Here is a 26,970-nt window from a genome sequence, read left to right as displayed (position 1 = left end):
GGAACCCCCGTGGCGACGACCGACGACGTCGACGCGGCCGTCGCGCGCGCCGAGCTGCACCAGGAGGTCTGGGCGAGCACGTCGCCCGCCGAGCGCGCCCACGTGCTGCGCCGCGCCGCCGTCCACCTCGAGGAGGCGCGCGGCGACCTCGTCGCGACGATGGTCCAGGAGGCGGGCAAGACCGTCGCCGAGGCCGACCCCGAGGTCAGCGAGGCCGTCGACTTCGCCCGGTACTACGCCGACCAGGCCGAGCTCCTCGCCGACGGGAGCGTGCCCGGGGCGACCTACCGTCCGCACGGCCTGACGGTCGTGACGCCGCCGTGGAACTTCCCGGTGGCGATCCCCGTCGGCTCGATCCTCTCGGCGCTCGTGGCCGGGTCCCCGGTGCTCGTCAAGCCGTCCCACGTGACCCCGCGATGCGTGCAGGTGGCTGTCGGGGCGATCCACCGCGCCATGGACGAGCTCGGGGTGCCGCGCGACCTGCTGCAGGTGCTGCTCGCGACCGAGAGCAGCGCCGGCCGGCGACTCGTGACCCACCCTGCCGTCGCGCGCGTCGTCCTGACCGGGTCGATCGACACCGCGCGGCTGTTCTCGTCGTGGCGCACCGACCTCGACGTGCTCGCGGAGACGTCGGGCAAGAACGCGATCATCGTGACGCCCTCGGCCGACCACGACCTCGCGGTCGCCGACGTCGTGCGGTCGGCGTTCGGCCACGCGGGCCAGAAGTGCTCGGCGGCGTCGCTGCTGATCCTCGTCGGGTCGGCCGGGACGTCCCGGCGGCTGCGCCGCCAGCTCGCGGACGCGGTCGCCTCGCTCGCCGTCGGGCCCGCGACGGACCTGGCGACCACCATGGGCCCGCTCACCGAGCCCGCCGCCGGCAAGCTCCTGCGCGCCCTCACCACGCTCGACCCGGGGGAGCAGTGGCTCGTGCAGCCGCGACAGCTCGACGACGAGGGGCGGCTGTGGACGCCCGGGGTCAAGAGCGGCGTCGAGGCCGGCTCGTTCTTCCACACGACCGAGGTGTTCGGGCCTGTGCTCGGGGTCATGCGGGCCGCGACGCTCGACGAGGCCATCGAGCTGCAGAACGCCGTCGCGTTCGGTCTCACGGGCGGGCTGCACTCGCTCGACGAGCACGAGATCGACCACTGGCTCGACCGGGTCGAGGTGGGCAACGCCTACGTCAACCGGCACATCACGGGGGCGATCGTGAACCGGCAGCCGTTCGGTGGGTGGAAGGCGTCCGTCGTGGGGCCCGGGGCCAAGGCCGGCGGCCCGAACTATGTCGCCCAGCTCGGCCTCTGGTCCGACGCTCCGGACGTCCCGACCGACGACGCGGCCTGGCTGGCGTGGGCCGAGGCCGACGACGAGCGGTGCTGGGACCTCGAGCTCGGCCGCGAGCACGACCCGAGCGGGCTGCGCGCGGAGGCCAACATCTTCCGCTACCGCCCGGTGCCGCACCTGACCCTGCGGGTCGGCGCCGGCGCGCGCGAGCGCGAGGTCATGCGGGTGCTCGCGGCGGCGGCCCGGGCCCGGGTGCCCGTCGCGATCAGCCGCGAGGGCAACGAGGACGATGCGGCGTTCGCGGCACGGGTCGCGGCAGGTCGCGTGCACGGGCGCATCCGGGTCATCGGGACCGCGCCCGGCCTGCGCGAGGCGGCCCGGACCCGGGTCGGCGACGTCACGGTGCTCGACCAGCCGGTCCTGGCGAGCGGTCGCCGTGAGCTGCTGTGCGTCCTGCGCGAGCAGGCGATCAGCCGCACCGCGCACCGGTTCGGGCACATCGCCGAGCGGGTCGACGCGGGCTGACGCCCGACGTGCCGGGGTCTGCGCCCGGCGTCCGGGGGGTCAGCGCACCGGGTACCAGCGTGCTCCCCACCTGCGGGTCAGCTGCGGGGCGAGCACGTCCGCGAGCGTCTCGACGACCGCGTTCGTGTGGCGGCCGACGTGCGTCGCGCCCTCGTCGTCGTCGGCCGTGAAGCGGACGGTGATGCGGGGCTCGCCGCGCACGACGGCCAGGTCCCAGGCCTCGACGACCGTCAGCTCGCGCGCGGCGGCAGCAGCGGCGGGCAGGACGGTCTGCGGGTCGGTCCCGGCGCGCAGGGCGCCGACGCCGAGGGTGATGCGGTACGACGGCATGCCCGCAGGATGCCATGGCACCCAGGGTCCGCCCAGGAGCGCGGCTTACCATCGAGCCAGCAGCCCCGCCAGCCCCCGAGAAGAGCCCCGTCATCCCGCGTCCCGTCATCTTCGTCCACGGAGTCCGCACGTCGTCGGCGATCTGGTCCTCCCAGGTCGACGCGATCGCTCGGCGTGGGCACCGCGGCGTCGCGATCGACCTGCCCGGTCACGGTGCGCGTGCCGGTGAGCGGTTCACGGCCGAGGCTGCGTTCGCGGCGATCGACGAGGCCGTGGCCGGCTGCGCCGTCCCGCCGCTGCTCGTCGGCCTCTCCCTCGGCGGGTACACCTCGCTCGCGTACGCCGCGCGGCGCGAGGGCGCGCTGGCGGGCGTCGTCCTCGCGGGGTGCTCGACGGAGATCCGCGGCAAGCCGATCGGCGCGTACCGCCGGCTCGCCGGCCACGTGACGCGGACCCTCGACATCGGCGGCGACGACTGGTCGGTCGTCACCGACATGCTGAGGGTGCTCACGGGGTACTCGCCGCTCGCGGACCTCCGCGGCCTCGACGTGCCCGTGTGGCTCGTCAACGGTCGGCGCGACCCGCTGCGGCTCGACGAGCGGCGGTACCTCGGCGCCGCCCGGCCGGGGACCCGGCTGTTGGTCGTGCCCGGCGCGGGTCACGACGTCAACACCCACCAGCCGGTCGCGTTCAACCGGATCCTGCTCGACGCGCTCCACGAGCTGCACCTGCCCTCGCTGCACCTGCCGGCTCTGCACCTGCCCGCACCGCACCTGCCCGCGGCGGCCTGACGCCTCCGACGATCCCGGCGTGCAACACGCCGTTCACCTGCGTCGGCGACGATGATGGACGCGACGTCGACGCACGAGGGAGATCACGATGACGGGTCAGGTCCGGTTCGGGTACAAGGCGTCCGCAGAGCAGTTCGGGCCGGCGCAGCTCGCCGACTACGCGGTGCTGGCCGAGCAGGCGGGGTTCGACTCGGTGTTCATCTCCGACCACTTCCAGCCGTGGCGGCACGACGACGGGCATGCGCCGGCGGCGATCCCGTGGCTCGGGGCCGTTGGCGCGCGGACCGAGCGGATCATCCTCGGCACGTCGGTGCTCACGCCGAGCTTCCGGTACCACCCCGCGGTCGTCGCGCAGGCGTTCGGGACGCTCGGCGTGATGTTCCCGGGTCGGATCGTGCTCGGCGTGGGCTCGGGGGAGTCGCTCAACGAGGTGCCGCTGGGCATCGAGTGGCCCGACATGAAGGAGCGGTTCGCCCGGCTGAAGGAGTCGGTGCAGCTCATCCAGCAGCTGTGGCGTGAGGACCGCGTCACGTTCGAGGGCACGTACTTCCGCACCGAGAACGCGACGGTGTACGACCGCCCCGAGTCGCCCGTGCCGATCTACATCGGTGCGTCCGGCCCGGCCGCGACACGGCTCGCGGGGCGGATGGCGGACGGCTTCATCACGACGTCAGGCAAGCCGCGCACGCTGTACGAAGACACGCTCGTGCCGGCCCTGGCCGAGGGGCTCGAGAAGGCGGGACGCGTCGCGGGCGACGTCGACACGCTCATCGAGATGAAGGTGTCGTTCGACGACGACCCCGACCGCGCGCTCGCGGACACGCGGTTCTGGGGCGCGCTCGCGCTCACCCCGGAGGAGAAGACGGGGGTCGAGGACCCGGTCGAGATGCAGCGCCTGGCCGACGCGCTGCCGATCGAGCGCGTCGCGTCCCGCTGGATCGTCTCGACCGACCCCGAGGAGCACGTCCGGCGCGCGCAGGAGTACCTGGACCTCGGGTTCCGGCACCTGGTGTTCCATGCGCCCGGCCCGGACCAGCCGCGGTTCCTCGAGCTGTACGCGACCGAGGTCCTGCCGCGGCTGCGCGCGCTCGTCGTGTAGCCCGCGCGACGGCCCGCCGGACTGCCGATCGGGGAATACCGCCGCAGGGGTTGAGGTTCTGCTGACCAGATGGTTGAATGTTGTACAACATCGGATGGCAGGAGCGGTCACATGCAGTTCGGAATCTTCACCGTCGGGGATCTCACCACCGACCCGGTGTCGGGTCGCACCCCGACCGAGAACGAGCGCATCAAGGCGATGATGACGATCGCCCTGCACGCCGAGGAGGTCGGGCTCGACGTCTTCGCGACCGGTGAGCACCACAACCCGCCGTTCGTGCCCTCGTCGCCGACCACGATGCTCGGCTGGATCGCCGCGAAGACCACGACGCTGCAGCTGTCGACGGCCACGACGCTGATCACGACGAACGACCCGGTGAAGATCGCCGAGGACTACGCGATGCTCCAGCACCTCGCGGACGGCCGCATCGACCTCATCATGGGCCGCGGCAACACCGGCCCGGTCTACCCGTGGTTCGGCAAGGACATCCGCCAGGGCCTCAACCTCGCGATCGAGAACTACGCGCTGCTGCGCCGGCTCTGGGACGAGGAGGTCGTCGACTGGTCGGGCAAGTTCCGCACGCCGCTGCAGTCCTTCACCGCGACCCCGCGCCCGCTCGACGGCGTCGCGCCGTTCGTGTGGCACGGCTCCATCCGCAGCCCCGAGATCGCCGAGCAGGCCGCCTTCTACGGCGACGGGTTCTTCCACAACAACATCTTCTGGCCCATCGAGCACACGCAGCAGATGGTCGCGCTGTACCGCCGCCGCTTCGAGCACTACGGCCACGGGTCCGCCGACCAGGCCATCGTCGGCCTCGGCGGTCAGGTCTTCATGCGCGCGAACAGCCAGGACGCCAAGCGCGAGTTCCGCCCGTACTTCGACAACGCCCCCGTCTACGGCCACGGCCCGACGATGGAGGAGTTCACCGCCCAGACGCCGCTCACGGTCGGCAGCCCGCAGGAGGTCATCGACCGGTACGCCGCGATGCGCGTCCACGTCGGCGACTACCAGCGCCAGCTGTTCCTCATGGACCACGCGGGCCTGCCGCTCAAGACGGTCCTCGAGCAGCTCGACATCCTCGGTGGGGAGGTCGTCCCGGTGCTGCGCAAGGAGCTCGCGATCGGCCGCCCGGCGCACGTGCCGGACGCCCCGACGCACACGTCGCTCGTGGCGGCGGCCGGCGGCTCGAAGGACGCGACGGTCTACGCCGCGCCCGACGACGTCACCGGCGCGTCTCCGGAGCCCGAGAGCGCGGGGGTCTCGCGATGAGCCGCCGCACCATCGCCGTCGTCGCGGGCGGGCTGCGCCAGCCGTCCTCGACGCGGCTGCTCGCCGACCGGCTCGCCGAGGCGACCGCGACCTCGCTGCGTGAGCGGGGGATCGACGTGGACGTCCAGGTCGTCGAGCTGCGCGAGCACGCGCACGACCTGACGAACATGCTGCTGACCGGCCTGGCGTCCGCGGACCTGAAGCGAGCGATCGACACAGTCGTGCAGGCGGACGGCGTCATCGCCGTCTCGCCGATCTTCTCGGGCTCCTACAGCGGGCTGTTCAAGACCTTCTTCGACGTCCTCGAGCCCGGCTCGTTGGCCGCCATGCCGGTGCTGCTCGGCGCGACCGCGGGGACCGCCCGGCACTCGCTCGCGCTCGAGCACGCCCTGCGCCCGCTGTTCACGTACCTGCACGCCGTCGTGGTGCCGACGTCGGTGTTCGGCGCGACCGAGGACTTCGGCGCGACGAGCGCCGAGCAGGTGCCCGACGACGTCCCGCCGCTCCAGGTGCGGGTCGAGCGCGCCGCCGGTGAGCTCGCCGACCTCGTCGCCGCACGGTCGCCGCACCGCGTCTCCGACCCGTTCGCGAACCCCACCTCGTTCGCCGACCTCATCGCGGGGCTCTGAGTCTGCCGGGGCGCTGAGCCTGCCGGGGTGCTGAGTCGAGGACCATCGTCCTCGCGGCGGGGTCCCAGGGCTGGTTTGCTGGGCAGGCCATGCGCCAGACACCGATCTACTACTACTCGTCGTCGAGCGGCCTGGTCCGCTCGTTCGCCGAGCGTCTCGGTCGGCCCGTGTTCAACCTCGCGGACCGGGAGCACCGGCTGAGCGAGGCCGACGGTCCGTGGGTGCTGCTCACACCGTCGTACAAGTCCGGCAACGACCGCAACGACACCGTGCCCGAGGGCGTCCTGCGCTTCCTCGCGTCCGACGTCAACCGTCGGCGCATGGTCGGGGTCATCGGCAGCGGCAACCGGAACTTCGGGGTGCACTACCAGCGCGCGTGCCGGGTCGTGGCGGCGCGCTCGGGCCGGCCGGTGCTCTTCGAGTTCGAGCTGTCCGGGACGCCGTGGGACGTCGAGGAGTGCCGGCGCCTCATGGCCGAGCTGGACGAGGCACTCGCGGCGCACGACGCGGCCCCGGACGCCGTGACCCCGCACGACGAGACCCCGACGGAGCGTCCCGCCGACTGACCCGGCGGCCCCGTGCTCTCGCGGGATCTCACGGACGGCGCGCGCCGGGTGTGCGCGGAGGTTTCCACGCGCGTCACGAGCGAGGGAGCGAGGCGTAACAACCGCTTCCTAACGTCGAGGCGACGGCCCGACCGGGGCCGACCCTCCAGGAGGCAGTGATGGCGACTCCCACCACCGTGACCCCCGTCGGCACGGTCGCCGGACCCACGACGATCACCGACCCCGTCGTCCCGCTCGGCAGGACGCACTCGGCGCGCGGGCGCTGGATCGACCGCTGGGATCCCGAGGACCCGACGTTCTGGGCCGACGGCGGCCGCCGCATCGCCCAGCGCAACCTCGCAGCCTCCGTGTTGGCGGAGTTCCTCGGCTTCGCGGTGTGGGCGGTCTGGAGCATCGTCGTGCCGCAGCTGCCCGCTGCGGGCTTCGCCTTCAGCGTGGACCAGATGTTCTGGCTCATCGCGGTGCCGAGCCTCGTCGGTGCGACGCTGCGGATCCCGTACACGTTCGCCGTCCCGCGCTTCGGCGGCCGCAACTGGACGATCGTGTCCGCGCTGCTCCTGCTCCTGCCGACGTCGGCGATCGCGTGGGCCGTGCAGCGACCCGAGACGCCGTTCGGCGTCATGCTCGCGATCGCGGCGCTCGCGGGGGTCGGCGGCGGCAACTTCGCGTCCTCGATGGCGAACATCTCGTTCTTCTACCCGGCTCGCGAGAAGGGCACGGCGCTCGGCCTCAACGCGGCGGGCGGCAACCTCGGGACCGCCGCGGTGCAGTTCGCCGTGCCGCTCGTGATCGTCGCGGGCGCGGGGCTCTCGCTCGAGCGGGCCGGCCTGATGTTCATCCCGTTCGTGCTGCTCGCGGCGTTCGTCGCGTGGCGGTTCATGGACAACCTGACGAGTGCCAAGGCTGACTACCGGGCGTTCGCCGCGGCGACCCGCACGCGGCACACGTGGATCATCTCGTTCCTGTACATCGGCACGTTCGGCTCGTTCATCGGCTACTCGGGTGCCTTCCCGACGCTTCTCAAGGGCCAGTTCCCCGAGGTCACCGCGTCGATCGCGTTCCTGGGCGCGCTCGTCGGCTCGCTCGCACGGCCCCTCGGTGGCAAGCTGGCCGACCGGCTCGGCGGCACGCGCGTGACGATCGCCTCGTTCGTCGCGATGGCGCTCGGGGCGCTCGGGGCGATCGCCGCGCTGCGGTCGCACTCGTTCGGGCTCTTCCTCACGTCGTTCCTCGTCCTGTTCGTCGCGACGGGAGTCGGCAACGGGTCGACGTACCGCATGATCCCGGCGGTCTTCCGGGCCGGGGTCGTCGGCGCGGCGGCGCTCGACCGGGCTGCCAAGGCGGCCGCCGGGTGCATCGGCATCGCGGGGGCGATCGGCGCGCTGGGCGGCTTCCTCATCCCGCGCGGCTTCGCGATGTCGACGTCGCGCACGGGCGGCCTCGAGGCGGCGCTCTGGGTGTTCATCGGCCTCTATGTCGTCATGTCGGTCGTCGCGTGGGCCGTCTACCACCGGCGTGGCGCGGCGATGGCGGCGGCGGCGGTCTGATGACGGGCGCCGCCGACACGCACTGCCCGTACTGCGCGCTGCAGTGCGCGATGCAGCTCACGCCGGCCGTCTCGACGGACGCCTCCGTCGCGGCGGCCGGCGGGAGCCCGGTCACGGTGTCAGGACGCGACTTCCCGACGAACCGGGGCGGCCTGTGCCAGAAGGGCTGGACGAGCGCGAGCCTCCTGCGCACCCCGGACCGGCTGACGACGCCGCTGCTGCGGACCGACGGCCGGCTGCGTCTCGCGACCTGGGACGAGGCCCTCGGGTTCGTGGCTCGCAGGCTGCGTGAGCTGCGGGCCGAGAGCGGCCCGGAGACCGTGGCGGTGTTCGGCGGCGGCGCCCTGACGAACGAGAAGGCCTACACGCTCGGCAAGTTCGCCCGTGCCGTGCTCGCCACGCCGAACATCGACTACAACGGTCGGTTCTGCATGGCGAGCGCGGCGGCCGGCGCGAACCGGACGCTCGGCATCGACCGCGGGCTGCCGTTCCCGCTCGAGGACCTCGGTGGAGCGCAGGCCGTGCTGCTGCTGGGCTCGAACGTCGCCGAGACGATGCCACCGTCGGTGCAGCACCTGGCGGGCGTCCGGGCCGCGGGCGGGCTCGTCGTCGTCGACCCGCGGCGGTCCGCGACGGCCGACCTCACGTCGGACGGCCGGGGGACCCACGTGCAGCCGGTGCCGGGGACGGACCTTGTCGTCCTGCTCGCGCTCATGCACGTCGTGCTCGCGGAAGGGCTGGAGGACGCGGCGTACGTCGAGCGCCGCACCACGGGGCTGGACGACCTGCGTCGCTCCGTCGCGTCGTGGTGGCCCGAGCGCGCCGAGCAGGTCAGCGGCGTCCCCGCCGAGACGCTGCGTGCGGTCGCCCGGCTGCTCGCGGCCGCGTCGCCGTCGAGCGGCGGAGCGGGCGCCTACGTCCTGACCGGCCGGGGCGTCGAGCAGAGCACGCAGGGCACAGCGACCGTGACCGCGGCGATCGACCTCGCCCTGCTGCTCGGCCTGCCCGGGCGCACGGGCAGCGGGTACGGCGCGATCACCGGTCAGGGCAACGGCCAGGGCGGTCGCGAGCACGGCCAGAAGGCTGACCAGCTGCCTGGGTACCGTTCGATCGAGGACGACGTCGCGCGGGCGCACGTCGCCGGCGTGTGGGGCGTCGACCCCGCGGACCTGCCACGCTCCGGCCTGCCGGCCGTCGAGCTGCTGGCCCGGCTCGGCACCCCCGCCGGTCCGCGCGCCCTGCTCGTGCACGGCTCGAACATCGTTGTCAGCGCGCCCGACGCCGACCGGGTGCGCGAGCGGATCGCGGCGCTCGACCTCCTCGTCGTGTGCGACCTCGTGCCGTCCGAGACCGCGCTGCTCGCCGACGTGGTCCTCCCGGTGACCCAGTGGGCCGAGGAGGAGGGCACGATGACCTCGCTCGAGGGCCGCGTCCTGCGCCGCCGACGCGCGCTCCACGCCCCGGCAGGCGTCCGCAGCGAGCTCGACATCCTCGCCGACCTGGCCCGCCGCCTCGGCTCACCGGTGCGCTTCCCGACGGACCCCGCCGAGGTGTTCGACGAGCTCGCCCGGGCCAGCGCGGGCGGTCGTGCCGACTACTCCGGCCTCAGCCACGCGCGCCTCGACGCGGAGCCGGACCTGTTCTGGCCGTGCCCCGCGACCCCCGAGGGTGAGCCCCCGCACCCCGGCACGCCGCGGCTGTTCACGCGTGACTTCCCGACCGCCGACGGCCGCGCGCGCCTCGTGGCGGTCGACCACACCGGCACCGTCGACGACGTCCACCCCGGCGCGCCCGTCTACCTGGTGACCGGGCGGGTGCTCGCGCAGTACCAGTCGGGGGCGCAGACTCGGCGCGTCCCCGAGCTCGTGCGCGCGGCCCCGGAGCCCCTCGTGGAGATCCACCCGCTGCTCGCCGAGCGGTACGGCATCGAGGACGGTGCGTGGGTCCGCCTCGACTCGGCACGCGGGCGCGCGGTGGCTCGTGCGCGGGTGACCGACGCCGTGCGCATCGACACGGTCTTCATGGCGTTCCACTGGGCGGGCGAGGGCAGCGTGAACCACCTGACGTCGGATGCGACCGACCCGGTGTCGGGGATGCCCGGCCTCAAGGTGTGCGCGGTCTCGATCGAGGCGTGCGACAACCCGTACGACGACGTGTCCGACGACGGTCCGCAGGAGCGTGCGCTCCCCACCGGTGCGGGGGCGGCGGCATGACCGGCGCGACGCGGGTCGTCGTGATCGGGCACGGCATGGTCGGTGCCCGGTTCGCCGACGACCTGCATGCGCGCGACCGCGACGGCCGGTTCGACGTGACCGTGCTGGGCGCCGAGGAGTACGAGCCGTACAACCGGGTGCTGCTCTCGGAGGTCGTCGCCGGGAAGATCGACGTCGCGTCGTTGTCCCTGCCGCGGACGGTCCGTGCGCGCACCCGCGTGCTTCCCGGTCGGGCCTGCGTGGCGCTCGACCGGTCCGGACGCGTCGCCGTCGACTCCGACGGCGGGCTGCACCCGTACGACGTGGCCGTCCTCGCGACCGGCGCACGGGCACGGATCCCTGACCTGCACGGCTTCGGCCCCGACGGCGAGCTGCCGGCCGGGGTGCACGCGCTGCGCACGCTCGACGACGCCCGCGAGATCGTCGCGGCGACCGTCAACGCGCGGGTGGCCGTCGTCGTCGGCGCGGGCGTCCTCGGGCTGGAGGTCGCATGCGGGCTCGCGCGCCGAGGGCTCGCGGTGACGGTCGTGCACGGTGGCCCGCACCTGATGGACCGCCAGCTCGATGCCGGGGCCGCGGCGACCGTCGCGAGCGGGCTCGCGACGCTCGGCATCGGGCTCCGGGTTGCCGCCCGGACGCAGGAGGCGCTCGTGCACGACGCGCGGGTCGCGGGCATCCGGCTCGAGGGTGGCGAGGTGATCGCGTGCGAGCTGCTCGTGCTGGCCGCGGGGACGGTCGCCGAGACGCGGATCGCCCAGCTCGCCGGTCTGGACGTGGGCCGCGGCATCGTCGTCGGGCCCGGTCTCGCGACACCCGCCGACCCGCGCGTGTTCGCGATCGGCGACTGCGCGCAGCCCCCCGAGGGCGGCACCGGGCTCATCGCGCAGGGCTGGGACCAGGCGCGTCGGCTCGCGATCTCCCTGACCGTCGGACCCGTCGGACCCGACGAACCCGGTGGAGCCGTCGACGCGGGCGCGCCGGACCCCGTACCCCTCCGCGCTGGCGGCACCGACGTCGTGCGGCTCAAGGCGGCGGGCCTCGACGTCGTGTCGATGGGGGTCAGCGGGTCTCGTCGGGCCGAGATCTCCGGCTCGCGCTCGGTGCTGCTGTCCGACCCTGTCGCGGGGCGGCACGTCGAGGTCGTCGTGGCCGACGGGCGGGTCGTCGGTGCGACCTGCGTCGGCGCCGGCCCGGTCGCCGCGGACCTCACCGCGGCGTACACGCACGGGACGCCGGCCCCGTCGGACCCCGCTCAGCTCCTCGTGCGCCCGGTCGCGGGCGCCCCCGTGCCGGCCGCCTCGCCGACCCTGATGCCTGACCGGACGACGGTGTGCCGCTGCAACGGGGTGACGAAGGGCGAGGTCGTGGCGTGCTGGCGGGAGGGCCACGACACGGTCGAGGAGGTCGCCCGTGCGACCCGGGCCACGACCGGCTGCGGCGGCTGCACGGACATGGTGTGCGGCCTGCTCGACTGGCTCGCGACGACGGACCCGGAGCGGTCGTCCCGGGTCAGCGGCGGACTGAGCGGGGGACGGGCAGCGCGGTGAGCGCGCCCGCCACGTGGAACCGGTTACCCCCGGAGCCGGTCCCGGGCCGTTAGCGTGGGTGGCTACCGCACCGGGGAGGTTCGATGAGTCGCACGGTCACGGAGCACCGCGAGGCTGTGCTCGACCAGATCACGCCGACACCTGCTGTCACGTTCGCGCTGGAGGACGCCGCCGGGCTGGTCCTCGCAGGTGACGTCACCGCGCACGAGGCGTTGCCGCGCTTCGACGGCTCGGCGATGGACGGGTACGCCGTGCAGTCCGCGGACGTCGCGGGGGCGTCGGCGGCCGCCCCGGTGCGACTGCGCGTCGTCGCCGACCTCGCCGCGGGGACCGACGCGGCGCCCGTCATCGGTGCGGGGACCGCTGCCCGGATCATGACGGGCGCTCCCGTGCCGCCGGGTGCGGACGCCGTCGTGCCCGTCGAGGACACGGACGGCGGTACCGAGCAGGTCGAGGTGCGCGCGCCCGCGTCGGTCGGTCGCCACGTGCGGCGAGTCGCGGAGGACGTCGCGGCAGGCGACGTCGTGCTCCGTGCGGGCCAGGAGCTCACCCCGTACCGGATCGCGGCCGTCGCCGCGGTCGGGCGCCCCGAGGTCCTCGTCCACCGCCGGCCGGTCGTCGTCGTCATCTCGACGGGCTCGGAGCTCGTCACGCCTGGTGTCGCGACGCGGCGCGGGCAGATCCCCGACTCGAACTCCTACCTCCTCGCTGCTGCGGCCCGCGCCGCGGGTGCCCAGGTGCACCGCCTCGGTGCCGTGCCGGACGACGCGCACGCGCTCGCGGAGGCGCTCGAGTCCGCCGGGACCGTGGACCTCATCGTCACGTCAGGTGGCGTGAGCGTCGGCGCGTACGACGTCGTCAAGGAGGTGCTCGCACCGATGGACGGCATGTTCTTCGTGTCGGTCGCGATGCAGCCCGGCAAGCCCCAGGGCTACGGGCGCCTCGCTGACGGCACCCCCGTGATCTCCCTCCCGGGCAACCCGGTCAGCGCGTTCGTGTCCTTCGAGGCGTTCGTGCGTCCGGCGATCCTCGCGCTGCGCGGGCTGACCGGGACGGACCTGCTCCGACCGACCCTGCTCGCTCGCGTCGGGGCCGGCTGGTCCTCGCCCACGGGTCGTGAGCAGCACATGCCGGTGACCCTCGTCACCGACCCCGACGGGACGGTCGTCGCGCGACCGGCCGCCGCGCGCGGGTCGGGCTCCCACCTCGTGGCCAGCCTGGCTGCGGCGGACGGGATCGCGGTCGTGCCCGCCGACGTGACCGAGGTGCGCCCCGGCGAGATGGTGACCGCCTTCCGGATCATCGCGTGACACCTCCGTCGTACGACGCCCTCGTGCTCGCCGGGGGGCGCGCGCGACGGCTCGGCGGCGTCTCGAAGCCCGACGTGGTGGTTGGCGGTCGTCGGTTGCTGGCGCACGTGCTGGGCGCGGTCGATGGGCCCGACGTCCGGCGCGTCGTCGTCGTCGGTCCCGACACGCTCGCTGTGCCGGACGGCGTGACGCGCACCCTCGAGGACCCTCCCGACGGCGGCCCCGTGGCGGGGCTCGCCGCGGGGCTCGCTATCCTCCGCGACGGCGCCGAGCCGGAGTGGGTGCTCGTGCTGGCGTGCGACGTCCCGCGGGTGGCCGGCGCGGTGCCGCTGCTCGTCGGCGCCGTCGACGCCGTCGTCGATGCTGCGGGCCCCGGCGGGACCGGTTCATCGTCCCGGGCGTGCGACGGGGTCGTGCTCGTCGACGACGACGGGCGCGACCAGCCGCTCGTGGGTCTCTACCGGCGGGTCGCTCTCGACGCCGCCGTGGCTCGGCTCGGTGCGGGTGGGGGCGCAGGCGCGGGACGAGACGGGGTGCGTGGGGCGTCCGTCCGGGCGCTCGTCGATGCGCTCGACCTCGTCCGCGTCGCCGACGTCGAGCACCATGGCGTGGACGTCGACACGTGGGCCGACGTGGCGGCGCTCGAGGCCAAGGGTCCTGCCGCGAGCACCACGACGCGTGGCACGATGACGGGACAGGCCGACGCACGACCCGGTCTGATGTCCGAGGCACGGCCCGACGCGGGAGGCGAAGCGTGACCGACCACCAGCTCGACATCGAACCCGGACCGCTCCACCCCGACGCGCCCGCGTCCGCCCTCGACGCCTGGCTGCAGGACCTCGCGGTCGAGCTCGGGGTCGGCCCGGACGTCCTGGACGTCTCGGCGGTGCTCGACGCGGCCGCCGCCGCGGCAGGCTGCGTCGGCAGGCCCGCCGGGTCCTTGACGACGTTCCTCGTCGGGTACGCCGCGGCTCAGGGTCCCGCCGAGGGGCGTCCGGCGGCGCTGCGTGACGCGCTGGAACGCACCACGATGCTCGCTGAGCAGTGGCAGGACCGTCTCGCTCGGCTCGACGGGAGGGTGTGACGTGTCGCTCGTGCGCTACTTCGCCGGAGCCGCCGAGGCCGCCGGTACCGAGGCCGAGCAGCTCGCGGCCCGCACGGTCGGCGAGCTCCGGACCCTCATGATCGCCGCGCACGGTGGCGAGCTCGAGCAGGTGCTCACCCGGTGCTCCATCCTCGTGGACGGGGTGCGGTCGGACGACAGCGCTGCCATCGCGCCGAGCGACGTCGTGGACGTGCTGCCGCCGTTCGCCGGCGGCTGAGCTGTCCCGACCGGCTGTGCCGTCACCGACCAGGTGAGTTGTCCCCGACCAGCTGAGCCGTCACCGACCGGCTAGCCGCCGATCGCGCTCATGGGGCGGTCGGGCTGCAGGAACGTCGGGTCGTCGATGCCGTGGCCCGGCAGCTTCCCCGCGAGGCAGGTGTGGAGCGCTGCGGCGAGCGCCGCGTCGTCGGCGCCGTCGCGCAGCAGGCCCAGCAGGTTGCTCTCGGTGCGCGCGAACAGGCAGGACCGCAGCTGTCCGTCGGCGGTGAGCCGCACGCGGTCGCACGCCCCGCAGAAGGGCGCGGACACCGACGCGATCACGCCGACGGTCGACGGCCCGCCGTCGATGGCCCAGCGTTCGGCGGGCGCCGAGCCGCGGCCGGTGACCTCGGTGAGCGTGAAGGCGGCAGCCAGGCGCTCGAGGATCTCGGTCCCGGTCACCATCGCCTCCCGCAGCCACGTGTGGCCGGGGTCGAGCGGCATCTGCTCGATGAACCGCATCTCGTAGCCGTGGTCGACCGCGTACCGCACGAGGTCGACGACCTCGTCGTCGTTGACGCCACGCATCACGACGGCGTTGAGCTTGATCGGGTGCAGGCCCGCCACGTCGGCTGCGGCGATCCCCGCGAGGGTGTCCGTGAGGCGGTCGCGCCGCGTGAGCTCCTTGAACCGGTCGCGTCGCAGCGTGTCGAGGCTGACGTTGACGCGCGAGAGACCGGCGTCGGCCAACGGCGTGGCGAGGGCCGGGAGCCGCAGCGCGTTCGTCGTGAGCGACACCTCGGGGGGGCCGCTGGGCCCGCTCAGCGCGGTCAGGGCGGCCACGATCTCGACGACGTCGGGCCGCAGCAGCGGCTCACCGCCCGTGAGGCGGACCTCGGTGATGCCCTCCGCGACCGCGACCGTCGCGATGCGCACGAGCTCGGCGGTCGTCATGAGGTCGGGGCCGCGCAGCCACGGCACGCCTTCGGCCGGCATGCAGTAGGTGCAGCGCAGCGAGCAGCGGTCGGTCAGCGAGATGCGCAGGTCGCGGTGCTCGCGGCCGAATCGGTCGACGAGCATCAGTGGTCTCCTCCGGCGAGCTGGTCGAGCAGGTGGGGGAGCAGCGGCAGCAGCACGTCGAGGCCTTGCTCGACGCCGCCCGGTGACCCCGGCAGGTTGACGATCACGGCACCCGACGCGCTGACCCCGGCGAGCCCGCGCGAGAGGACGGCGGTCGCGACGTGGGCCTCACCGTTGCGGCGCAGCGCGTCGGCGAGCCCGGGCAGCTCGCGGTCGATCAGGGGGCGGGTGCCCTCGGGTGTGAGGTCGCGCGGGCCGACGCCGGTCCCGCCGCTCGTCACGACGACGCGGGCGCCGGCGTCGAGCGCGGCGCCGAGGGCGCGGCCCACCGACTCGGCTCCGTCGGGGACGACGACCGGATCGCCGACCTCGAGGCCGGCGGCGCGCAGGATCTCGACGGCGCGCGGGCCGGAGCGGTCGGCCCGTTCACCGCTCGCGCTGCGGTCGGACACGACGACGACTGTCGCGCGCGGTCCGGGCGGCGCGGAAGCAGGCATGCACCGACAGTACAGAACGTCGGCCGGGGGTCTGTGGGCTGAGGGTCCCGGTGACTGGCGCTGGGTCAGTCGGGCGGCCCGTCGTGGAGCCCGTCGTGCAGCACGAGCACCGTGGAGGCTGCGTTGCGGACGACGTCGGAGCTGACCGAACCGAGCAGCATCCCGCGGAAGGCGCCGAGCCCGCGCGACCCGACGACGACGAGGACGGCCTCCTTGGAGGCTTCGACGAGCGCGTGGGCCGGGTCGTCGTCCAGGAGCGCGACACGCACCTCGAGGCCGGGATGCTGGGTGCGGAGCCGGGTGCCGACGGCCTGCGCGGCGCGGTGCGTCGGGTCGTTCACGTCGACGTCGGTGGCGGCCCGGGCAGACAGTGCGGGCATGCCGCGCCCGTACGGGTCGGAGATGGTCGGACGCGCGTGGACGACGACGAGCGGCACCGAGCGCATCGACGCCTCGCGCGCGGCAGCCTCGGCAGCCGCGAGGGACGCGCGTGAGCCGTCGACCCCGGTGACGACCGGCGCGCCGGGCACCGGCCACGACTCCTCGCCGCCGCGCACGACGGCGACGTCGCAGCGCGAGTGCGCCGCGAGATGTGCGGCGATGGAGCCCATCCGCAGGTGACCAGCCCGCCCGCGCGCACCGACGACGAGAAGCTGGGCGGCCGCGCTCAGCTCGCGCAGGACGGGGACCTCTCCGCCGCGCACCGAGCGGGTCGTGACGGTCAGCTCGGGGTAGCGGTCGAGGGCGACGGCCTGCTTCTCGCTCAGGTAGGTGGTGGTCTCGGCGTCGAGCTCGGCGTCGACCATCGGGTACCAGCTCCACTCGACGAGGTCGCGAGGGTCGGTCCATGCGCGCGCGAGCACCACGTCGGCGCCGCGCAGCGAGGCCTCGTGCAGCCCCCACTCGAGCGTGTGCTCACTGTGCGGCGAGCCGTCCAGGGCGATCACCACGGGGCCGTCGGCGCGCATGAGAACCCACCTCCTGATCGGTGCCGGTAGGTGCCGGTCCGTCCACCTTGCCCACAGGTGAGGGGTGTTGTCGAGGGGCCACGGTCCCGGCCTGTCCTGGCTGTGACGTGCGAGATCGCTTGCTCGGCGGCCCTCAGGCGCCGGTTGCCGGGGTGCCCGCGAGTCTGGCGAGCTCGGTGCCCCACGCCCTGGCGCGGTCGAGCTCGCCGGGCGCGAGGGGGCCGGGCTTGTCCGTCACCACGAAGCTGTGGGCGGGCTGATTCGTCTGGACGCCGCGGCGGCGGAGCAGCTTGCTGGCGCTCGCGGCCGCGGAACCCGCCCAGCGGGACTTCATCCGGGTGTCGAACGTCGCGGTCACGACGCCCGGCGCGAGGGCGCGAGGTGCTCGAGCCACTCGCGCATGCCGACGTCGGGCGACCCGCCCGGCGTGCCCGCCTCCTGCAGGGCCTGCGTTCGGCTCGCAGGTCGGCTCATCCCGAACGCATGCGTCGGACCGCCCACGACGAGGAGCCCGACCTCGGGGTCGATCGTCTCGGGGGCCACTCCGACGTCGACGACCTCGGCCTCGACCGTGGGGCGCAGGCCGTCCGCGATCGCCTCGGCGACCTGTCGGGTGTTGCCGAACATCGACTCGACGACCACCACTGCGCGCATCGCTCCACCTCCGTCGCTGGGAACCGGTTCCAGGTTGGCCCCGGCCCGCGGGCCCACACAGGGACGAACGGCCCGACCGCACACCCCAACGTGCCACGTCCGCGACCCGAAGGTCCTGCGGATTCTCGGCGGGCACCGGGAATAATCGGTTGATGGTCAGCCGTCGTGTCAGTGCGTATCGTGCGCTTGCGTCGGACAAGCGCGTGTCCATGCTGCATGCTCTGCAGCGGTCTGATGTCCCCCTCGGGGTCGACGAGCTCGCCGCGGCGGTGGGCCTGCACGTCAACACGGCCCGCGAGCACCTCGAACGACTCATCGACTCCGGCTTCGTCGCGAGCGAGCCCGAGCTGCGCACGACGCGCGGGCGTCCCCGGATCCTGTACAGCGCCGTCGAGCGGATCGCGCCGGCGACGACGGACGGCTGGGCGCGGGACCAGCTCATGCGCGTGCTGGTCGCGGGCTACGGACGTCGACTGCCGTCGGCGACGGGTGCCGCGCAGGACGCCGGCTCGGTCTGGGGCCGGAGCCTCACCGCGACCCGCCCGGAGCTCTCCGAGCGCCGGGGGCATCGGGTCGCCCTTGTCGCCGCCGTGGACCCGGATGCGCCGTGCCCCGACGCGGTCTGCCCCGATCCGGACGGTCCGGTCGCGAGCCACGAGGCCTGCACGATGCCCGCCCCCCTCGACCTGGTCGCCGGGATCGCGCAGCTGGCCGCGCTCGAGGCGCACTTCGACGACCTGGGCTTCGAGCCGGAGGGCGACGCGGAGCGGCTCGAGGTGCACCTGCGTCGTTGCCCGTTCCTCGACCTGGCCCACGAGCGGCCCGAGATCGTGTGCAGCGTCCATCTGGGGCTCGCCCGCGGCGTGCTCGCGCAGGAGGGCGGGCCACTCACGGCCGAGTGGCTCGAGCCCTTCGTCGAACCTCAGCACTGCGTGCTGCACCTCACCCGTTCCTGACGCTAGGGTCAAGCCGGGGACTCGGAGTGGCGCAGGTCACACACGTCGCGATTTGACACGGCGTTTGCCACTTCAAAGTCGTCGTCGTCGCCACCATCCTGGCGAGTGAAGCTGGCCGACCCGAGCGGTGGAGGAATCGATGGCGATCTCGTCCGGAACGTCGCGCGTGGACCTCGCGACGTGGGACCCCGAGAACGAAGCCACCTGGGACAGCCGGTTCGCCTGGCGGACGCTGTGGATCACGACCTACAACCTCACGCTCGCGTTCTGCGCGTGGTACCTCGTGAGTGCCATCGCGCCCCGCCTGAACACCATCGGCTACGACCTGACGAAGCCCGAGCTCTACTGGCTCGTCGCGGTGCCCGGCCTCGCGGGCGGGTTCATGCGGATGATCTACATGTTCCTGCCGCCGATCGTCGGGACGCGCACGCTCGTCGGCGGCTCCGCCACTCTCCTGCTGATCCCCATGCTCGGCTGGACGTTCGCCGTCCGGGACAGCTCGACGCCCTACGCCGTGCTCATCCTGCTCGCGATCGCCGCGGGCGTCGGGGGAGGGGCCTTCGCCGGGTTCATGCCCTCGACGAGCTACTTCTTCCCCAAACGGCTCGCGGGGACGGCGCTCGGGCTGCAGGCCGGCATCGGCAACTTCGGCGTGAGTCTCATCCAGTTCCTCACGCCGTGGGTCGTGGGCTTCGGGCTCCTGGGCGTCACAGCGCTGACCCCGCAGCAGACGCGTGACGGTCAGCACATGTGGCTGCACAACGCGGGCCTCGTGCTCGTGCCGTGGGTCCTGCTCGGCATGGTGCTCGCCGCGGTCTACCTGCGCCGCGTGCCGGTCCAGGCGAACTTCCGTGAGCAGCTCGACATCTTCGGCCTGAAGCACACCTGGGTCATGACCTCGATCTACCTCATGACCTTCGGCGCGTTCAGTGGGTTCGCCGCGCAGCTCGGCCTCCTCATCGTCAACCAGTACGGCACCTTCGCGAACGCCCCCGACCCGCTGAAGTACGCGTTCCTCGGCCCGCTCCTCGGGTCCGCGACGCGAGCCGGCTTCGGTCCGTTGTGCGACAGGTTCGGCGGGGCGCTGTGGACGTTCGTCGCGGGCATCGGCATGACGGCGAGCACGGTGTTCACGCTCTTCTTCCTCGCACCGACCGACGCCAGCCAGTTCACGTACTTCCTCGTCGGGATGCTCGCGATCTTCACGTTCGCCGGCATCGGCAACGCCGGCACGTTCAAGCAGATGCCGATGATCTTCCCCAAGCGCCAGGCGGGCGGCGTCATCGGCTGGACCGCCTCGGTCGCGGCGTTCGGGCCGTTCCTCGTGGGGATGGCGCTCTCGGTCTTCACACCGCGGTCCTTCTTCATCGGCTGCGCGGTCTACTTCACGATCTGCACGGCGCTGACCTGGCACTACTACGTACGTCCCGGAGCGGAGAAGCCGAGCTGACCGCGCACCGGCACCGCCGCGAGGCGAGCCCCACCCCGGACGACCGCTCGACGACGAGGAGCCGACGATGAACCCGACCCGCACCACGACCCAGGTACCGGGGACCGACGGCGCAGCGGCCGACGCCCTGCTCAAGGTCGGGCGGTTCCTGCGCAAGGGCGAGGTCTCGGCCGACCTGCGTTCGCTGTACCTCGAGGGTGGCCGGGCGGGCGACGCGTTCTACCGGGACCGCTGGTCCCACGACAAGGTCGTGCGTTCGACGCACGGGGTCAACTGCACGGGCTCGTGCTCGTGGAAGGTGTACGTCAAGGACGGCATCATCACGTGGGAGACCCAGCAGACCGACTACCCGTCGGTGGGTCCGGACTCCCCGGAGTACGAGCCGCGGGGCTGCCCGCGCGGTGCGGCGTTCAGCTGGTACACGTACTCGCCGACGCGGATCAGGTACCCGTACGTGCGCGGCACGCTCCTGCGCGCCTACCGCGAGGCGAAGGCCCGCACGGGTGACCCGGTCCTCGCCTGGGCGCAGGTCACGGGCGACCCCGTCACGGCCCGCGCGTACAAGAAGGCGCGCGGCAAGGGCGGTCTCGTCCGTGCGACGTGGGAGGAGGCCGCCGAGATCGTGGCGGCCGCACACGTCCACACGATCAAGACCTACGGGCCCGACCGGGTCGCCGGGTTCTCGCCGATCCCCGCGATGTCGATGGTGTCGCACGGCGCGGGCGCCCGCTTCGTGACGATGCTCGGCGGCACGATGCTGTCGTTCTACGACTGGTACGCCGACCTCCCCGTGGCGTCCCCGCAGGTGTTCGGCGACCAGACCGACGTTCCCGAGTCCGCGGACTGGTGGAACGCCGGCTACCTCATCATGTGGGGCTCGAACATCCCCGTGACGCGGACGCCCGACGCGCACTTCATGACCGAGGCGCGCTACCGCGGGCAGAAGGTCGTCGTCGTCTCGCCCGACTACGCGGACTCGACGAAGTTCGCCGACGAGTGGCTCGCGGCGCAGCCCGGCACCGACGGTGCGCTCGCGCTGTCGATGGGCCACGTGGTGCTGCGCGAGTTCTTCGTCGAGCGACGCAGCGAGCCGTTCCAGGCGTACATGCAGCGCTACACGGACGCGCCGTACCTCATCGAGCTCACGCCGCGCGGCGACGGCTACGTGCCCGGCAAGTTCGTGACGGCCGACCAGGTCGACGGGCTCGTGCCTGAAGGCGGGGCGCGGACCGAGGACGCGTTCAAGACCGTCCTGCTCGACGCGGACGGCACACCGGTCGTCCCGAACGGGTCGCTCGGGCACCGGTTCGGCGAGCAGAACGCGGGCCGCTGGAACCTCGACCTGGGCGACGTCGTGCCGCTCATGTCGATCGCGGAGTCGCCGACGTACGACGGCGCGAGCGTCGTGGTCGACCTCCCGCGCTTCGACGTCGCCCCGAAGGCCGGCCACGAGCACGAGGGCGGCGCGGGGGTCGTACGCCGCGGCGTTCCCGTGCAGCGCCTCGGCGACCGGCTGGTGACGACGGTGTTCGACCTGCTGCTCGCGCAGTACGGCGTCGGCCGCGAGGGCCTGCCCGGCACGTGGCCGACGGGGTACGACGACGCGTCGAGCCCCGGCACGCCGGCGTGGCAGGAGGAGCTCACGGGCGTCCCCGCGGCCGCTGCCGAGCGGATCGGACGCGAGTTCGCCGACAACGCGGAGCGCTCGGGCGGTCGGTCGATGATCGTCATGGGCGCCGGTACCAACCACTGGTTCCACTCCGACACGATCTACCGGGCGTTCCTCGCGCTCACGGCCATGACGGGCTGCCAGGGCGTCAACGGCGGCGGCTGGGCGCACTACGTCGGCCAGGAGAAGGTGCGGCCGCTCACGGGGTTCACGCAGTACGCGTTCGGCCTGGACTGGGTGCGTCCGCCGCGCCAGATGATCGGCACCGCGTTCTGGTACCTCGCGACGGACCAGTGGCGCTACGACGGGCTGCCCGCCGACGCGCTCGCGAGCCCGCTCGCCACGGGCGCCTTCGCGGGACGCACGACCGCCGACTGCCTCGTGGAGTCCACCAAGCGCGGCTGGATGCCCAGCTACCCGACGTTCGACCGCAACCCGCTCACGCTCGTGGACGACGCCGAGGCCGCGGGCATGGACCCGGCCGCGTACGTCGTCGACGAGCTGCGGGCCGGCCGCCTGCACTACGCGGTCGAGGACCCGGACGCGCCCGAGAACTTCCCGCGCGTCCTGTCGGTCTGGCGGGCCAACATCCTCGGCTCGTCGGGCAAGGGCAACGAGTACTTCCTCAAGCACCTGCTCGGCACCGACTCGGCCGTGCGCGCCGAGCCGGCCGGTCCGGGCCGCCGGCCCGTGTCGATGACGTGGCACGACGAGGCGCCCGAGGGCAAGCTCGACCTCCTCGTGACGTCGGACTTCCGGATGACGTCGACGACGCTGTTCTCCGACGTCGTCCTCCCGGCCGCGACCTGGTACGAGAAGCACGACCTCTCGAGCACCGACATGCACCCGTTCGTGCACTCGTTCAACCCGGCGATCTCCCCCCGTGGCAGACCCGCACGGACTTCGACACGTTCGGCACGCTCGCGCGGCTCGTCTCCGAGATGTCGGTCGAGCACCTCGGGGTCCGCAAGGATCTCGTCGCGGTCCCGCTGCTCCACGACACGACGGACGAGATGGCGAACCCGCACGGGACGGTCGGCGCGATGCCGGGCGGACCGGACGGCGACCTGATCCCGGGCGTGACGATGGCGAAGCTCGTCGTCGTCGAGCGCGACTACCCCGCTCTCGCGGCGAAGTGGGGTGCCCTCGGCCCGCTCGCCGCCAAGGGCATGGTCACCAAGGGCGTCACGTTCACGCCCGACGTCGAGGTCGCCGAGCTCGGCCGGGTCAACGGCACGGTCGCGACCGGGGTCGCCGCGGGCCGGCCACTGCTCACCCGGGACGTGCAGGTCTGCGAGATGATCCTCGCGCTGTCGGGCACGACGAACGGTCGGCTCGCGACGCAGGGGTTCGAGCGCGTCGAGCACCAGAGCGGCATGCGGCTCGCGGACCTCTCGCGGGACCACGAGGGCAAGCGCGTGACGTTCCCCGACGTGCAGTCGCGTCCGGTGGCCGTCATCACGAGCCCCGAGTGGTCGGGGTCCGAGCACGGCGGACGCCGGTATACCGCGTTCGCGATCAACGTCGAGCGGCTCAAGCCCTGGCACACGCTCACCGGCCGCCAGCACTTCTACCTCGACCACGACTGGATGGTCGAGCTCGGCGAGCAGCTGCCCGTGTTCCGGCCGCCGCTCGACATGCACCGGCTGTTCGGCGACCAGGCCCTCGGGACGACCGACCCGAGCGGCGCGCCCGGGTCGGCAGGCATGGCCGAGGTCACGGTGCGCTACCTGACCCCGCACTCGAAGTGGTCGATCCACTCCGAGTACCAGGACAACCTCTTCATGCTCTCGCTGTCCCGTGGCGGCCCGACGATCTGGATGTCGCCGCTCGACGCCGACCGGATCGGCGTCAAGGACAACGAGTGGGTCGAGGCGTACAACCGCAACGGCGTCGTCGTCGCGCGGGCGATCGTCTCCCACCGCATGCCCGAGGGAACGGTGTACATGTACCACGCGAAGGACCGCACGGTGGATGTACCCCGCTCCGAGACCTCGGGCCTGCGTGGCGGCATCCACAACTCGTTGACGCGCGTGCTGCTCAAGCCGAGCCACCTCATCGGTGGCTACGCGCAGCTGTCTTTCGCGTTCAACTACCTCGGCCCGACGGGCAACCAGCGTGACGAGGTGACGACGATCCGTCGCCGCAGCCAGGAGGTCGAGTACTGATGCGTGTGATGGCTCAGATGGCGATGGTCATGAACCTCGACAAGTGCATCGGGTGCCACACCTGCTCGGTCACGTGCAAGCAGGCGTGGACGAACCGCACCGGCGTCGAGTACGTGTGGTTCAACAACGTCGAGACGCGCCCGGGGCTCGGCTACCCGCGCTCGTACGAGGACCAGGACCGGTGGGAGGGCGGCTGGACGCGCACCAAGCGCGGACGCCTGCGACTGCGGGCCGGCGGACGGTTCGCCAAGCTCGCGCGGATCTTCTCCAACCCGAACCTGCCCTCGCTGCAGGACTACTACGAGCCGTGGACGTACGACTACGACGTGCTGCTGTCCGCGCCGCAGGGCGAGCACACCCCGGTCGCGCGTCCGAAGTCGCTGCTGACCGGCAAGAACATGAAGATCGGCTGGTCGGCCAACTGGGACGACGACCTCGGCGGGTCGCAGGAGACCGCCGCGGACGACCCCATCCTCGCCACGATGAGCGAGCACGTGAAGATGGAGTTCGACGAGACCTTCATGTTCTACCTGCCGCGCATCTGCGAGCACTGCCTCAACCCGTCGTGCGTCGCGTCGTGCCCGTCCGGTGCGATGTACAAGCGCGTCGAGGACGGCATCGTGCTCGTCGACCAGGACGCGTGCCGCGGATGGCGCATGTGCGTGTCGGGGTGCCCGTACAAGAAGGTCTACTTCAACCACAAGACCGGCAAGGCCGAGAAGTGCACGTTCTGCTACCCGCGCCTCGAGGTCGGGCTGCCGACGGTGTGCGCGGAGACGTGCGTCGGGCGGCTGCGGTACATCGGCCTGATCCTGTACGACGCCGACAAGGTCCTCGAGGCTGCGAGCGTCGAGGATGACAAGGACCTCCTCGAGTCGCAGCGCTCGGTGTTCCTCGACCCCATGGACCCGGCGGTCGTCGCGGCCGCCGAGGCCGCAGACATCCCGCGCGACTGGATCGACGCCGCGCAGCGCAGCCCGATCTGGGCGCTCATCCAGAAGTACCGGGTGGCCCTCCCGCTGCACCCCGAGTACCGCACGATGCCGATGGTCTGGTACATCCCGCCGCTGTCGCCGGTCGTCGACATCATCACGAGCACGGGCAGCGACGGGGAAGACGCGCGGACGCTGTTCGCGGCGATCGACAAGCTGCGGATCCCGCTCGAGTACCTCGCCGGGCTGTTCTCCGCGGGCGACGTCGCCCCGGTGGCCGCCACGCTGCGACGTCTCGCGGCCATGCGCTCGTACATGCGCGGCATCAACCTCGACAACGAGCGCGACGAGCGGATCGCCACGGCCGTCGGCATGACGGGCGTCGAGGTCGAGGAGATGTACCGGCTGCTCGCGATCGCGAAGTACGAGGACCGCTACGTCATCCCGTCCGCGCACGCCGAGACCGCGGCCAAGCTCGAGGAGCTCGGCGCGAGCTGCTCGCTCGACTTCGAGGGCGGTCCCGGCATGGGTGGCGCGGGCCCGTTCGGCTCGTCGAGCGGCTCGCCCGTGCCCGTCGCGGTCGAGACGTTCCACGCGCTCAAGGACCGCCAGACGAGCGACGGCCCGTCGACCCCGACCGGCGGTTCGGGTCGCGTCAACCTGCTCAACTGGGACGGCAACGGCACGCCCAACGGGCTGTTCCCGCCGTCTACGGGCAACCAGGGCGGTGAGGTCTGATGAAGACCCCGGTCCTCGCCCCCGTCGTCCCCGTCCGGCTGGACGCCCACGGCCGCGCGGTCGCGCACATGGCCGCGTCGATCCTGCTCGACTACCCCTCGGCCGACGTCCTTGCGCGGTACGACGACGTCCGCGCTGCGGTCGGTGCGCTGCCCGGCGCGGTCCGGATGCGCTTCGAGCGCTTCCTCGACGCGGCCGCCGTGCACCCGGACCTCCCGGCGCACTACGTCGCGACGTTCGACCTCAAGCGCAAGTGCGCGCTCTACCTCACGTACTTCGGTGCGGGGGACACCCGCCGCCGGGGCATGTCGCTCGTCGCGTTCGTCGAGGCGTACCGCGCCGCGGGCTGGGTCGTCGAGGACGGCGAGCTGCCCGACTACCTGCCCGTCGTGCTCGAGTTCTCCGCGCGGGGCGACGCGACGATCGCGGGCGGCCTGCTCGCGACGCACCGGCAGGGCCTCGAGGTGCTGCGGTCGGCCGTCGCCGGGGTCGGCAGCCCGTACGCCGACATCATCGAGGCGGTCTGCCTGACGCTGCCCCCCGTGGACGCCGAGACCGAGCGCCGCTACCTCGAGCTCATCAGCGCCGGACCGCCGACCGAGATGGTCGGCCTGTCGGCGATGGGTCCGCTCGAACCGTTCGCGCCGGGTGGCGCGCAGGACGTGGAGGTCCGTCGATGAGCGCACTGGACGCGGTGCTGTGGGTTGCGCTGCCGTACGCCGCCATCGCGGTGTTCGTCGTCGGGCACGTGTGGCGCTACCGCTACGACCAGTTCGGCTGGACGACGCGGTCGTCCCAGCTGTACGAGAACCGGCTGCTGCGGGCCGGGTCGCCGATGTTCCACGTCGGCATCCTCATGGTCGCCGGCGGGCACGCCGTCGGGCTCCTCGTGCCGGCCACGTGGCTCGACGCGATCGGCATCCACGAGCACGTGTACCACCTGGGCGCCACGGTGCTCGGGTCGTTCGCCGCGGCGCTGACGGTCGCCGGGCTCGTGATCCTCATCTACCGCCGTCGGACCGTCGCGCCCGTCTTCAACGCGACGACGCGCATGGACAAGACCATGTACGTGGTCCTCGCGGCCACGCTCGGCTTCGGGGCACTGGCCGTGCTCCAGCACCAGATCCTCGGCGCGGGCTACGACTACCGGGGCTCCGTCTCACCGTGGCTGCGCTCGATCCTCACGCTGCGCCCGGACGCGTCGCTGATGTCGGGCGTCCCGCTCGCGTTCCAGGTGCACGTGGTCTCGGCGAACCTGATGTTCGCGCTGTGGCCGTTCACGCGGCTGGTGCACGTGTTCTCGGCGCCGCTCGGCTACCTCACACGGCCGTACGTGGTCTACCGGTCGCGGGACGAGCGGCTCGGGACGCGCTCGACGCGCCGCGGCTGGGAGCGCGTGGAACGTCCGGGCACACGGGTGCGCTGACGCGCCCGACCGGTCAGGCCCG

Annotated in this window: 24 protein-coding genes and 1 pseudogene; 19 read left to right on the top strand and 6 right to left on the bottom strand. The window is 73.0% G+C overall.

Going from position 1 to position 26,970, the window contains the following annotated elements; translation table 11 throughout:
- Positions 1–9: 9 nt before the first annotated feature.
- Positions 10–1,806 carry an aldehyde dehydrogenase family protein gene (locus tag DDP54_RS18875; RefSeq protein ID WP_347338491.1) on the top strand — a complete coding sequence of 599 codons (1,797 nt, stop codon included), beginning with the start codon at positions 10–12 and terminating at the stop codon, positions 1,804–1,806.
- A 39-nt stretch (positions 1,807–1,845) separates the two neighbouring features.
- Here the strand turns inward: DDP54_RS18875 and DDP54_RS03185 are convergent, their stop codons facing one another.
- On the bottom strand, positions 1,846–2,136 hold the full coding sequence (locus tag DDP54_RS03185; protein WP_109130526.1) for a hypothetical protein: 291 nt from the start codon (positions 2,134–2,136) through the stop codon (positions 1,846–1,848).
- Positions 2,137–2,150: 14 nt separating this feature from the next.
- Here DDP54_RS03185 and DDP54_RS03180 point away from each other — a divergent pair, with 14 nt between their 5' ends.
- The 12 genes from DDP54_RS03180 to DDP54_RS03125 all read left to right on the top strand — a co-directional run bounded on the left by DDP54_RS03180 (position 2,151) and on the right by DDP54_RS03125 (position 14,429).
- A complete protein-coding gene (locus tag DDP54_RS03180) occupies positions 2,151–2,927 on the top strand; it encodes an alpha/beta hydrolase (RefSeq protein ID WP_197711297.1) in 777 nt (258 codons plus the stop codon).
- 88 nt (positions 2,928–3,015) lie between these two features.
- Positions 3,016–4,026: a glucose-6-phosphate dehydrogenase (coenzyme-F420) gene (gene fgd, locus DDP54_RS03175; protein ID WP_109130525.1), complete on the top strand. Its 1,011-nt coding sequence runs from the start codon at positions 3,016–3,018 to the stop codon at positions 4,024–4,026.
- 111 nt (positions 4,027–4,137) lie between these two features.
- Positions 4,138–5,295 carry an LLM class flavin-dependent oxidoreductase gene (locus DDP54_RS03170; protein ID WP_109130524.1) on the top strand — a complete coding sequence of 386 codons (1,158 nt, stop codon included), beginning with the start codon at positions 4,138–4,140 and terminating at the stop codon, positions 5,293–5,295.
- Complete coding sequence (locus tag DDP54_RS03165) at positions 5,292–5,924, top strand: FMN reductase (RefSeq protein ID WP_109130523.1); 633 nt, start codon at positions 5,292–5,294, stop codon at positions 5,922–5,924. The genes DDP54_RS03170 and DDP54_RS03165 overlap by 4 nt, the downstream gene beginning before the upstream one ends.
- Before the next feature lie 89 nt (positions 5,925–6,013).
- Complete coding sequence (nrdI, locus tag DDP54_RS03160) at positions 6,014–6,490, top strand: class Ib ribonucleoside-diphosphate reductase assembly flavoprotein NrdI (RefSeq protein WP_109130522.1); 477 nt, start codon at positions 6,014–6,016, stop codon at positions 6,488–6,490.
- Positions 6,491–6,648: 158 nt separating this feature from the next.
- A complete protein-coding gene (locus DDP54_RS03155) occupies positions 6,649–8,037 on the top strand; it encodes a nitrate/nitrite transporter (RefSeq protein ID WP_109130521.1) in 1,389 nt (462 codons plus the stop codon).
- Positions 8,037–10,250 carry a molybdopterin oxidoreductase family protein gene (locus DDP54_RS03150; RefSeq protein ID WP_109132313.1) on the top strand — a complete coding sequence of 738 codons (2,214 nt, stop codon included), beginning with the start codon at positions 8,037–8,039 and terminating at the stop codon, positions 10,248–10,250. The genes DDP54_RS03155 and DDP54_RS03150 overlap by 1 nt, the downstream gene beginning before the upstream one ends.
- Positions 10,247–11,797, top strand: a complete 1,551-nt coding sequence (locus DDP54_RS03145; RefSeq protein ID WP_109130520.1) for an FAD-dependent oxidoreductase — start codon at positions 10,247–10,249, stop codon at positions 11,795–11,797. The genes DDP54_RS03150 and DDP54_RS03145 overlap by 4 nt, the downstream gene beginning before the upstream one ends.
- Before the next feature lie 83 nt (positions 11,798–11,880).
- On the top strand, positions 11,881–13,107 hold the full coding sequence (glp, locus tag DDP54_RS03140) for a gephyrin-like molybdotransferase Glp (RefSeq protein WP_109130519.1): 1,227 nt from the start codon (positions 11,881–11,883) through the stop codon (positions 13,105–13,107).
- A complete protein-coding gene (locus DDP54_RS03135; RefSeq protein ID WP_109130518.1) occupies positions 13,104–13,865 on the top strand; it encodes an NTP transferase domain-containing protein in 762 nt (253 codons plus the stop codon). The genes glp and DDP54_RS03135 overlap by 4 nt, the downstream gene beginning before the upstream one ends.
- On the top strand, positions 13,862–14,191 hold the full coding sequence (locus DDP54_RS03130) for a DUF6457 domain-containing protein (RefSeq protein ID WP_109130517.1): 330 nt from the start codon (positions 13,862–13,864) through the stop codon (positions 14,189–14,191). The genes DDP54_RS03135 and DDP54_RS03130 overlap by 4 nt, the downstream gene beginning before the upstream one ends.
- Position 14,192: 1 nt before the next feature.
- Entirely contained in the window at positions 14,193–14,429 is a 237-nt protein-coding gene (locus tag DDP54_RS03125; protein WP_109130516.1) for a MoaD/ThiS family protein, read from the top strand.
- 71 nt (positions 14,430–14,500) lie between these two features.
- Here DDP54_RS03125 and moaA read toward each other — a convergent pair whose 3' ends face one another.
- The 5 genes from moaA to DDP54_RS18495 all read right to left on the bottom strand — a co-directional run bounded on the left by moaA (position 14,501) and on the right by DDP54_RS18495 (position 17,609).
- Positions 14,501–15,490 carry a GTP 3',8-cyclase MoaA gene (gene moaA / locus DDP54_RS03120; protein ID WP_197711296.1) on the bottom strand — a complete coding sequence of 330 codons (990 nt, stop codon included), beginning with the start codon at positions 15,488–15,490 and terminating at the stop codon, positions 14,501–14,503.
- Positions 15,490–15,987 (bottom strand): MogA/MoaB family molybdenum cofactor biosynthesis protein, encoded by a 498-nt coding sequence (locus tag DDP54_RS03115; protein ID WP_109130514.1) that lies wholly within the window; start codon positions 15,985–15,987, stop codon positions 15,490–15,492. The genes moaA and DDP54_RS03115 overlap by 1 nt, the downstream gene beginning before the upstream one ends.
- Before the next feature lie 65 nt (positions 15,988–16,052).
- On the bottom strand, positions 16,053–16,955 hold the full coding sequence (locus DDP54_RS03110) for a universal stress protein (RefSeq protein WP_109130513.1): 903 nt from the start codon (positions 16,953–16,955) through the stop codon (positions 16,053–16,055).
- A 133-nt stretch (positions 16,956–17,088) separates the two neighbouring features.
- On the bottom strand, positions 17,089–17,313 hold the full coding sequence (locus DDP54_RS18500) for a hypothetical protein (RefSeq protein WP_242448191.1): 225 nt from the start codon (positions 17,311–17,313) through the stop codon (positions 17,089–17,091).
- Positions 17,310–17,609, bottom strand: a complete 300-nt coding sequence (locus tag DDP54_RS18495) for a flavodoxin domain-containing protein (RefSeq protein WP_242448190.1) — start codon at positions 17,607–17,609, stop codon at positions 17,310–17,312. Before DDP54_RS18495 ends, DDP54_RS18500 begins: the two co-directional genes overlap by 4 nt.
- A gap of 152 nt (positions 17,610–17,761) precedes the next feature.
- Here DDP54_RS18495 and DDP54_RS03100 point away from each other — a divergent pair, with 152 nt between their 5' ends.
- The 6 genes and pseudogenes from DDP54_RS03100 to narI all read left to right on the top strand — a co-directional run bounded on the left by DDP54_RS03100 (position 17,762) and on the right by narI (position 26,948).
- Positions 17,762–18,565: a helix-turn-helix domain-containing protein gene (locus tag DDP54_RS03100; RefSeq protein WP_109130512.1), complete on the top strand. Its 804-nt coding sequence runs from the start codon at positions 17,762–17,764 to the stop codon at positions 18,563–18,565.
- A 139-nt stretch (positions 18,566–18,704) separates the two neighbouring features.
- On the top strand, positions 18,705–20,015 hold the full coding sequence (locus DDP54_RS03095) for an MFS transporter (RefSeq protein ID WP_109130511.1): 1,311 nt from the start codon (positions 18,705–18,707) through the stop codon (positions 20,013–20,015).
- Between the two features lie 67 nt (positions 20,016–20,082).
- Positions 20,083–23,852 (top strand): annotated as a pseudogene (locus DDP54_RS03090) (nitrate reductase subunit alpha).
- The gene (narH, locus tag DDP54_RS03085) at positions 23,852–25,522 is read left to right on the top strand and encodes a nitrate reductase subunit beta (RefSeq protein ID WP_109130510.1); all 1,671 of its coding nucleotides are present in this window, start codon (positions 23,852–23,854) and stop codon (positions 25,520–25,522) included. The pseudogene DDP54_RS03090 and the gene narH overlap by 1 nt, the downstream one beginning before the upstream one ends.
- Positions 25,522–26,202 (top strand): nitrate reductase molybdenum cofactor assembly chaperone, encoded by a 681-nt coding sequence (gene narJ, locus DDP54_RS03080; protein WP_109130509.1) that lies wholly within the window; start codon positions 25,522–25,524, stop codon positions 26,200–26,202. The genes narH and narJ overlap by 1 nt, the downstream gene beginning before the upstream one ends.
- Positions 26,199–26,948: a respiratory nitrate reductase subunit gamma gene (gene narI / locus DDP54_RS03075; protein WP_109130508.1), complete on the top strand. Its 750-nt coding sequence runs from the start codon at positions 26,199–26,201 to the stop codon at positions 26,946–26,948. Before narJ ends, narI begins: the two co-directional genes overlap by 4 nt.
- The last annotated feature ends 22 nt before the right edge of the window (positions 26,949–26,970 follow it).

It is taken from the genome of Cellulomonas sp. WB94, from assembly GCF_003115775.1.
In the GTDB taxonomy this organism is placed as follows: Bacteria; Actinomycetota; Actinomycetes; order Actinomycetales; family Cellulomonadaceae; genus Cellulomonas_A.
The sequence above is the reverse complement of the archived record's forward strand: the minus strand, read 5'-3'. Positions and strand labels throughout refer to the sequence as shown.

Excerpts from the sequence above, each read along its gene's own strand:
- DDP54_RS03185 (WP_109130526.1), bottom strand. The coding sequence starts at position 2,136 with ATGCCGTCGTACCGCATCACCCTCGGCGTCGGCGCCCTGCGCGCCGGG.
- DDP54_RS03180 (WP_197711297.1), top strand. The coding sequence starts at position 2,151 with ATGGCACCCAGGGTCCGCCCAGGAGCGCGGCTTACCATCGAGCCAGCA.
- fgd (WP_109130525.1), top strand. The coding sequence starts at position 3,016 with ATGACGGGTCAGGTCCGGTTCGGGTACAAGGCGTCCGCAGAGCAGTTC.
- DDP54_RS03170 (WP_109130524.1), top strand. The coding sequence starts at position 4,138 with ATGCAGTTCGGAATCTTCACCGTCGGGGATCTCACCACCGACCCGGTG.
- DDP54_RS03165 (WP_109130523.1), top strand. The coding sequence starts at position 5,292 with ATGAGCCGCCGCACCATCGCCGTCGTCGCGGGCGGGCTGCGCCAGCCG.
- nrdI (WP_109130522.1), top strand. The coding sequence starts at position 6,014 with ATGCGCCAGACACCGATCTACTACTACTCGTCGTCGAGCGGCCTGGTC.
- DDP54_RS03155 (WP_109130521.1), top strand. The coding sequence starts at position 6,649 with ATGGCGACTCCCACCACCGTGACCCCCGTCGGCACGGTCGCCGGACCC.
- DDP54_RS03150 (WP_109132313.1), top strand. The coding sequence starts at position 8,037 with ATGACGGGCGCCGCCGACACGCACTGCCCGTACTGCGCGCTGCAGTGC.
- DDP54_RS03145 (WP_109130520.1), top strand. The coding sequence starts at position 10,247 with ATGACCGGCGCGACGCGGGTCGTCGTGATCGGGCACGGCATGGTCGGT.
- glp (WP_109130519.1), top strand. The coding sequence starts at position 11,881 with ATGAGTCGCACGGTCACGGAGCACCGCGAGGCTGTGCTCGACCAGATC.
- moaA (WP_197711296.1), bottom strand. The coding sequence starts at position 15,490 with ATGCTCGTCGACCGATTCGGCCGCGAGCACCGCGACCTGCGCATCTCG.
- DDP54_RS03115 (WP_109130514.1), bottom strand. The coding sequence starts at position 15,987 with ATGCCTGCTTCCGCGCCGCCCGGACCGCGCGCGACAGTCGTCGTCGTG.
- DDP54_RS03110 (WP_109130513.1), bottom strand. The coding sequence starts at position 16,955 with ATGCGCGCCGACGGCCCCGTGGTGATCGCCCTGGACGGCTCGCCGCAC.
- DDP54_RS18495 (WP_242448190.1), bottom strand. The coding sequence starts at position 17,609 with ATGCGCGCAGTGGTGGTCGTCGAGTCGATGTTCGGCAACACCCGACAG.
- DDP54_RS03100 (WP_109130512.1), top strand. The coding sequence starts at position 17,762 with ATGGTCAGCCGTCGTGTCAGTGCGTATCGTGCGCTTGCGTCGGACAAG.
- DDP54_RS03095 (WP_109130511.1), top strand. The coding sequence starts at position 18,705 with ATGGCGATCTCGTCCGGAACGTCGCGCGTGGACCTCGCGACGTGGGAC.
- narH (WP_109130510.1), top strand. The coding sequence starts at position 23,852 with ATGCGTGTGATGGCTCAGATGGCGATGGTCATGAACCTCGACAAGTGC.
- narJ (WP_109130509.1), top strand. The coding sequence starts at position 25,522 with ATGAAGACCCCGGTCCTCGCCCCCGTCGTCCCCGTCCGGCTGGACGCC.
- narI (WP_109130508.1), top strand. The coding sequence starts at position 26,199 with ATGAGCGCACTGGACGCGGTGCTGTGGGTTGCGCTGCCGTACGCCGCC.